Raw genomic sequence first — 1,163 nt, forward strand, 5'->3', positions numbered from 1 at the left:
CTTGACCGGATTGATAATAAACTTAAGTCACGGGAACGGAATCAGCCAGAATATTTGTTTGTAGACCGGGGGGAGTATCTTAATCAACTCAAATGCCATGTGGTCTACACCATTCCCCTGATTTTGGCATTTTCCAATGACCAAGAAAACCTCAGAAATCGGTTTGGTTGTGAGCACCTACTGTTACCGATGGTAAGGGTACAAGAACAAGATGGTAGTCCCAGTGATGCCGGAATTGCTTTGTTGCGACAGATGGTCTTAGCCAGAGCCTTCCCAAATGTAGAGCCAGAGCAACGGCTCAGTTTAATTACAAAAGTGTTTGATACCCCACAGACATTGGATCGGCTGTGTCTAGTCAGTGGGGGTCATGTCAGGAACTTGCTGGTGCTGCTCCGTAACTGCCTCAAAAAAGATGAGCTGCCTTTATCTCGTAACTTGGTAGAAAGGGTGATTAGTCAGCGTCGCAATGAATTGAGCAGGGCAATTACACCGGATGAGTGGCAATTGCTCAGACATGTGGCTGAACACAAAACTGTCAGGGGTGAGGAGGAATACCAAATCCTGTTGAAGAGTTTGTTTGTGTTTGAGTATTGTAATGGTCACGGATGTTGGTATGATATCAATCCGGTGTTAGCTGATGCCAAAGAGTTGAATGGAAGCTAGACTTCTTGCAGAAGTAGGCAACAGGCAACAGGCAACAGGGAACAGGGAACAGGGAACAGGGAACAGAGAGTTGTGTAGGGTGCGTGATAAGACGGGCTCGCCCTAATGTTATCCGTAGCCAGATCGCGTAGGGTGCGTTAGGGGTGGGCTAACCCTGATTTTCAGCCTCTTCGCCCCTGGTTGAAATAGCCCACCCCGTAACGCACCACTTTTTTAATTAATTTCAATAATATACAGTTTAAATGGGTGCATCTCATTTTTGTTGTTTGACAAGGTGGTGCGTTACGGGCAGCAACATAACCCTGGCTACCGAGAAAATGAGGCCCCCCCTAACGCACCCTACTGGAGTGACCATGTTAAAATAGTGTAATAGAGCCAGGGAGCGGTGAGAACCATGGGTAGAGGAAGACGGGACAAGATTGCACTGAGTACAGAGCAAAGGCAAAGACTCGAAGCAATTAGCCGGAATGGACACGCACCAGCCAAAAAAATCCTTCATG

1 pseudogene is annotated in these 1,163 nt (G+C 47.1%); it reads left to right on the forward strand.

The features are described from left to right. Positions 1-663: pseudogene (locus tag F6K53_RS44220) on the forward strand (ATP-binding protein); the annotation flags it as partial. Positions 664-1,163 lie beyond the last annotated feature (500 nt).

It is taken from the genome of Moorena sp. SIO4A1, from assembly GCF_010672065.1.
Taxonomy (GTDB): Bacteria; Cyanobacteriota; Cyanobacteriia; order Cyanobacteriales; family Coleofasciculaceae; genus Moorena.